Source organism: Gilliamella sp. Pas-s25 (assembly GCF_009795885.1).
Lineage (GTDB): Bacteria > Pseudomonadota > Gammaproteobacteria > Enterobacterales > Orbaceae > Gilliamella.
Map to the genome: position 1 here is coordinate 1 of NZ_WTEV01000047.1, position 7,046 is coordinate 7,046.

Consider the following 7,046-nt stretch of genomic DNA (forward strand, 5'->3'; position numbering starts at 1 on the left):
TAGTTACCAATATGCTGGTAGCGATCCGATAAATTGGGTTGATCCGTTAGGGTTGATTAAGGTTGAAAATAATGGGTTTGAGGGGGTTGCAGGGAAGGAGACGGGAGGATACTTAAGTCAACCAGAACAAGGAGGAACACTAAATATTGGTGCAGGAAATAAGCCCATTGAGGGAGCTTACAATATATCTCATCCTGATTATCCAATGGCGGAAGGTGTTTATCCCGGCAATGCTAATGATTTGTCAAATATTGCAACAGGTTCGCAAAATAAAATTATTATGGAAAACCCATATAAATATGATCCATTAGGTAGTGAAATATTAAGAGTCTTATCGAATAATGGTACAATTACAATTAAAGGTTCAATATCAAATGGAACATTAAAAAATTTAGAAAAAATAGCTTCCGATAGAGGTCTTATTTTAATTAATAAAACAAAAGTGCCTAATACTGGATATACACAAACTAACGGTAAACCAATTGGGAGTAGCGAATTAATAAAATATATTTTTAAAAAGAAGTAATAATATGAATTATAAATTAGATATAACTAACCACTATGCAACAATGATTCATTTTGATGAAATGATTGGATTAAATAATTTTATTAAAATTCCGGTAATCACAGATGAATTACCATCATCATATGAAATTAATTTAGAAAATATTGCAATTAATTTGTTTAATGAGGAGCCTTACTATAATAGTATTTTGCAGCAAAATTCAGATAGTTTTATTGGAAAATATGAAGATCCAGTTGTGTTATTAAAAAAAGCAAAATTAATTATCAAAAACACTAAGTGCGCTCAGATTGTTATGGTTAATAAAAAAGACTATTTTCATTCTTGGCGAACACAATTTCTTAAAAATGACTTAGCAATCGTATGTTATGCACATAGTTTAAATTATCCTGAAACAATGATTTATATAAGAGTCATTTTTTCAGGTAGTATTGAATTATCATTTAGTGATGAAAATATGATATTACATACAGTAGGATATGAAGTATTTATAGATGAAGATGAGATTAAATCTATTAATGAAAAAATGCGGAAAAAAGTAATATCTAATCAAATTAATATTAATAATTTAAAATTTAATAATAAAAGCTCTCGTTTGTGGGATAGAGATTATTTTAATAAATATTTTATTCAAGAGGAAGAATTTAACTATTGCTGTATAGCGATTAAAGATTACGATGGTACAGACATATAATATATTTTCTTCTACTGTATCTTGAAAAGGGAATAAATAGTAAATATAGTTAAATTATACCCAATGAAAGTTTTTCAGCTCATGAGGCTGCTGGGGAAAATTTAATTGATAGACAATGTAGATAAAACAGGACAGAAATTATTAAATAGAGTGTCTACTGGAAATGTGAAAACGTCGTCTTCTTTATTCAGATAGAGCTATAGTTGAATCAGTTACAAGTAAGACTATTGAAGTCAGTCGGTCAAAATAGATGCTTACCTAACTGGAAAACAAATATGTTATTTAAAAATTGAACATAAGTCATCATTACCTATAAGAATTAGTATTTCGAAAAGACAAATGTAAGTAAAGAGTCAAATCACTAAAATCACCTATCCAAATAACACCACGCGGGAATACCGCTATAATGCTTATGGCAAAGTGACTTGGTTTAAAGATGAAGCGGGTAAAATGACCGAATATGACTATGCCTCGCCCTTACACTTAATGACCGAAAAACGACTGCCAGATGGCGGACGGCTTAAATTTCGTTATGATAATATTCACCTGCAAGTCAGTGAGATTGAAAACCAGAAAGGGGAGCGCTATCACTTAACGTATACTGCAACCGGTCAACTGAGCGAAGAGATAGGGTTTGATGGGGTCAAAACAACTTATCATTATAATGATGCTGGTCATTTGATAGAAAAACGTGAATACGGTAATACGCCTGACGTTGCGCCACTTATCACCCAGTATCAGCGTGATATTACCGGCAAACTTATCCGCCGTATTTTTGCCGATGGTGTCACTGAGCACTATGAATATGATGTTTATGGTCAGCTGATTAAAGTCAAAGACGAGCAAAATATATTAGTCTGGGAATATAATCGGGATGGTCAACTCACTGCCGAACATCAAAACTGGGCAACTATCCGCCATCGCTATGATGATAACACTGGCTTACTCAATGGCACTAAACTGCCCGATGGGCAATGGTTAGAATATTATCATCTTAATGGGCAATTACGGGGCATAACGCTAGATGGGCAGTCGTTAATCGGCATGTTTTATGATAACTTGGGGCGTGAATGTGAGCGTCGTCAAGGCAATGGACTGGTTAACCGCTATCAATATGACCCGCTTGGGCAACTTATCGCCCATCAACGCTATCACGGTTATGATATCAGCACACAGGCCTCGCCATCCCCACTCTGGCAACAGCACTACCACTACACCCCAGACGGGCAACTAGCCGAAATCACCGGTCATCAGCCACGCCGTTACCAGTATGATAACGCCGGTCAGCTACATACGGTGACTTATCCTGACGCCAATCCCGAGCAGCATCACGCTGAAAAAGTGGAACTGTTTGACTATGACCAAACTGGCAATAAACGCACTGAAACCCAAGCGCTAGCACCCGCGCCTTTTCACGCCAATATTGCCAAAGGCAACCGCCTGACCTTTTTTAGTGACAAACACTTTGAGTATGACCGCTTTGGTAATCTGATTGCCGAAAAGCGTGGAAAAGGCCACAGTCTAGTCACCCACTATGAGTACGACTGCCGGCATCGGTTAATCAAAGTAATTAAGCCGACGGGGCTAATCATCACCTATACTTATGATGCCTTTAATCGGCGTACTAGCAAAACCGTGGATGGTAAAACCACCGAATTTCTGTATTCGTCTCATCCATGAGACTCACCCTTACAGGGCCAACGCTAAAGCGTTGTTCAAATTTGTTCCAGACAAATTTGTGGCAAGGTAGCCGGCTTATTGCCGAAACGGATAATGATAAACACTGGCAAACCTATCTTTACGAGCCAGATTCTTATCGTCCATTAGCCCTTGTTCACGGCAATGCCCGGCAAGATAATATCAAACTCTACTGGTACCAAAACGACCACCTCGGCACCCCCATTGCCCTTACCAGCAACATGGGTGACACCCTCTATGAATGCCAGTATAATGCCTATGGGCAGATAATAAACGAAACCTACCATCAAGACGATTTCCACACCCTGCCGGAGAATCCGTTAAGATTTCAGGGGCAATATTATGATGAGGAGACGGGGTTACACTACAACCTAAATCGCTATTATGATCCATTTACAGGCAGGTATATTACCCAAGATCCGCTCGGTATACTGGGTGGCTTAAATAGTTACCAATATGCCGGTAGTGATCCGATAAATTGGGTTGATCCGTTAGGGTTGGTTAATACAGCTTCAAAAGGTAACGAAAAGCTACTAGAAAAAACAAAATCCATAGCAATTGAAAGCTCAGTTCCAGATATTTATTCCGATTTCGCAATACAAGCCACGAATAATGCTCGATCTAATAAAATTATGCTAGGTAAATATAATGAAAATGGTATTTCTTATGTAGAGGAAGCTATTAATGAAAAAGCAACTTACTTTCAATTGGAAAACTGGTCAGAAATAGCAGCAAAACTTGGTGAAGAAAACATGTGGAAAATTAATGAAGCTTTTCTTGAGCAGCAAGTTGCTTTAAATAAAACAATATTACTATCCCATAATCCTTATACTGCCACCGGCTACTTTTCACAAGAGGTAAACTTTTTGATAAAACTTAATTACTATTTTGTAAAAGAAAAGAATTATTGGCGAGCCATCAAAAACACAGGAAATTAATATAATGAAAGACGATATATATCAGCAAGCTAAAGAAATATTTTTTAAATATCAGGGTAATTCTTTTTTTATGGAGCAAGATTATTTATATAAAACATTTAAAAATTATAATGTTCCTCAGAATGTTTTAGCTGATTGGTATAAAGAATTACTTCGAAATAATAAAGAACAGCTTTTATGTGCATCAAATAATAAAGAAATCAAAAGTAAATTTTTTATATATTTAGAATTAATCAGATGTAACAAACAATACTTTTCTAATAATGATATTGAATTTGCATTTGATTTTTTCCGTAAAAATAAAGGATTAGATGATTTTTCTAAAATAATAATGGTTGAAATCATAATAAAATTTATAAAACAGCAAAATATAATAGATACTTCAATAAAAGAATATTGTAAAGTAGTATTAACTAAAATTAATACTGATTCATTTACTGTAGATGAAAGTTATAAGTATCATGGTGAATTGCCTTCGTATACATTAAAAGAAAATGTATCATCACGAGTTTTAGAGGATCTGGAGCAGATTGCCAATTTATAGAATAACATTAAATTTATTTTGGCTATAGTTTATTAAACCCATTACAAAAGTATAGAACATACACACCCACAGGGAACAGCTTATGCTAGCCCTCAAGATATGCAAATAATGTTACTTTTAGAAAAATTAGGATCACCACAGCGAAGTTCTCAAATTATTCCATCGGGAAAAGCTGTCATTCGTTTTAATGCTGAAAAAGGAAAACTTTAATGGATATTAATGAATTTAATTACTTATGGGATGGAAGCGAACAAGGATGGTGTTTGATTAACTTAAGCGATAATCCAACAAATCCCATTTATGTTATACAAAATATTATAACACATATGGCGTTAATTATCGAAGATGATGAAATTGCTCAGTTAGTTATAGAGAAAATGTTAAAAGAAAACGTCACTATAAAAGAACTTTAGCTACAAAATATATCTATTTGTCAATATCATATTGTAAATTTGGATATAGAAACACATAGTAATTATGCATAAATTTTAGAAAAATTACTATTTTGTATAATAGGATTATCCTATTATACAAAATGCTGCCTAACGGGCAGCTTGCCGAAATCACCGGTCATCAGCCACGCAGTTACTGGTATGATAATGCTGGTCAGCTACACACTGTCACTTATCCTGACGCCAATCCGGAGCAGCATCACGCTGAAAAAGTCGAGCTATTTGACTATGACCAAACCGGCAATAAAAGCACTGAAACCCAAGCGCTGGCACCCGCGCCGTTTCACGCTAATATTGCCAAAGGCAACCGCCTGACCTTTTTTAGTGACAAACACTTTGAGTATGACCGCTTTGGTAATCTGATTGCCGAAAAGCGCGGAAAAGACCACAGTCTAGTCACCCACTATGAGTACGACTGCCGGCATCGGTTAATCAAAGTGATTAAGCCGACGGGGCTCATCATCACCTATACTTATGATGCCTTTAATCGGCGTACTAGCAAAACCGTGGATGGTAAAACTACTGAATTTCTGTATTCGTCTCATCCTTGAGACTCACCCTTACAGGGCCAACGCTAGAGCGTTGTTCAAATTTGTTCCAGACAAATTTGTGGCAAGGTAGCCGGCTTATTGCCGAAACCGATAATGATAAACACTGGCAAACCTACCTTTACGAGCCAGATTCCTACCGCCCATTAGCCCTTGTGCACGGCAATGCCCGGCAAGATAATATCAAACTCTACTGGTACCAAAACGACCACCTCGGCACCCCCATTGCGCTAACCAGCAACATGGGTGACACCCTCTATGAATGTCAGTATAATGCCTATGGGCAGATAATAAACGAAACCTACCATCAAGACGATTTCCAAGCCCTGCCAGATAACCCGTTAAGATTCCAAGGGCAGTATTATGATGAGGAGACAGGATTACACTACAACCTAAACCGCTATTATGATCCATTTACAGGCAGGTATATTACCCAAGATCCGCTTGGTATACTAGGCGGACTAAATAGTTACCAATATGCGGGTAGTGATCCGATAAATTGGGTTGATCCGTTAGGGTTGATTAATACAGCTTCAAAAGGTAACGAAAAGCTACTAGAAAAAACAAAATCCATAGCAATTGAAAGCTCAGTTCCAGATATTTATTCCGATTTAGCAATACAAGCCACAAAAAATGGTGAATTTGATCAAATTATGTTAGGTAAATATAATGAAAAGGGTATTTCATATGTTAAAGAAGCTATACGAGAGGATGCTACATATTTTGAATTAAATAATTGGTCAGAAATAGCAGCAAAACTTGGTGAAGAAAACATGTGGAAAATTAATGAAGCTTTTCTTGAGCAGCAAGTTGCTTTAAATAAAACAATATTACTATCCCATAATCCTTATACTGCCACCGGCTACTTTTCACAAGAGGTAAACTTTTTGATAAAACTTAATTACTATTTTGTAAAAGAAAAGAATTATTGGCGAGCCATCAAAAACACAGGAAATTGATATAATGAAAGGTGATATATATCAGCAAGCTAAAGAAATATTTTTTAAATATCAGGGTAATTCTTTTTTTATGGAGCAAGATTATTTATATAAAACATTTAAAAATTATAATGTTCCTCAGAATGTTTTAGCTGATTGGTATAAAGAATTACTTCGAAATAATAGAGAACAGCTTCTGTCTGCATCAAATAATAGTGATATAGTGGTTAACTTCTTTGTATATTTGGACTTAATTAAATGCAATAGCCAATATTTTACAACTAATGATATTGAATTTGCATTTAATTTTTTTCGTAAAAATAAAAAATTAGATGACTTTTCAAAAATAAAAATCATAGAAATATTAATCAAATTTATTAAATCTAAAAATATATCAGATAATCTCATTAAAAAATATTGTGAAGAGGTGCTAAGTAAAATGGATATTGCTTCATTTACCGTTGATGACAGCTATAAATATAATGGAAAGTTGCCGTCACACGCATTAAAAGAAAATATAGCTCCACGGATATTAAAAGATCTTGAACAAATATCAATGCTTTAAACCATACCGAGCACTATGTTTATAATGATAGCCCCTGATTATTTAGCGTAAGATAGCTACTGGGCGAGTGTGTTAGTGAAGTGATTCAGGGCAACCGCCGCTGGCAATACTACTATAACGAGTATGGCGACCGCACGCAAGCCATT

At 35.4% G+C, this 7,046-nt stretch carries 8 protein-coding genes and 1 pseudogene; all 9 read left to right on the forward strand.

The features are described 5' to 3' along the window. A pseudogene (locus GQ593_RS12875) lies at positions 1-526 on the forward strand (hypothetical protein); the annotation flags it as partial. Positions 527-530: 4 nt separating this feature from the next. Further along, positions 531-1,217 (forward strand): hypothetical protein, encoded by a 687-nt coding sequence (locus tag GQ593_RS12880; protein WP_091126249.1) that lies wholly within the window; start codon positions 531-533, stop codon positions 1,215-1,217. Positions 1,218-1,637: 420 nt separating this feature from the next. Beyond that, complete coding sequence (locus GQ593_RS14090; RefSeq protein WP_160432400.1) at positions 1,638-2,897, forward strand: RHS repeat protein; 1,260 nt, start codon at positions 1,638-1,640, stop codon at positions 2,895-2,897. A gap of 41 nt (positions 2,898-2,938) precedes the next feature. Next, positions 2,939-3,853, forward strand: coding sequence for an RHS repeat-associated core domain-containing protein (locus tag GQ593_RS12890; protein ID WP_160432401.1), 915 nt, complete (start codon positions 2,939-2,941; stop codon positions 3,851-3,853). A gap of 4 nt (positions 3,854-3,857) precedes the next feature. Continuing rightward, positions 3,858-4,397 carry a hypothetical protein gene (locus GQ593_RS12895; RefSeq protein ID WP_160432402.1) on the forward strand — a complete coding sequence of 180 codons (540 nt, stop codon included), beginning with the start codon at positions 3,858-3,860 and terminating at the stop codon, positions 4,395-4,397. Positions 4,398-4,606: 209 nt separating this feature from the next. Further along, entirely contained in the window at positions 4,607-4,810 is a 204-nt protein-coding gene (locus GQ593_RS12900) for a hypothetical protein (protein ID WP_091125334.1), read from the forward strand. A gap of 92 nt (positions 4,811-4,902) precedes the next feature. Continuing rightward, complete coding sequence (locus GQ593_RS12905; protein WP_160432403.1) at positions 4,903-5,400, forward strand: RHS repeat domain-containing protein; 498 nt, start codon at positions 4,903-4,905, stop codon at positions 5,398-5,400. Between the two features lie 41 nt (positions 5,401-5,441). Beyond that, positions 5,442-6,356, forward strand: a complete 915-nt coding sequence (locus GQ593_RS12910) for an RHS repeat-associated core domain-containing protein (protein WP_160432404.1) — start codon at positions 5,442-5,444, stop codon at positions 6,354-6,356. Between the two features lie 4 nt (positions 6,357-6,360). Then, positions 6,361-6,900 carry a hypothetical protein gene (locus tag GQ593_RS12915; RefSeq protein WP_160432405.1) on the forward strand — a complete coding sequence of 180 codons (540 nt, stop codon included), beginning with the start codon at positions 6,361-6,363 and terminating at the stop codon, positions 6,898-6,900. Positions 6,901-7,046 lie beyond the last annotated feature (146 nt).

Coding starts and splice junctions, on each gene's coding strand:
- GQ593_RS12900 (WP_091125334.1), top strand. CDS start 4,607: ATGGATATTAATGAATTTAATTACTTATGGGATGGAAGCGAACAAGGA.
- GQ593_RS12880 (WP_091126249.1), top strand. CDS start 531: ATGAATTATAAATTAGATATAACTAACCACTATGCAACAATGATTCAT.
- GQ593_RS12915 (WP_160432405.1), top strand. CDS start 6,361: ATGAAAGGTGATATATATCAGCAAGCTAAAGAAATATTTTTTAAATAT.
- GQ593_RS12895 (WP_160432402.1), top strand. CDS start 3,858: ATGAAAGACGATATATATCAGCAAGCTAAAGAAATATTTTTTAAATAT.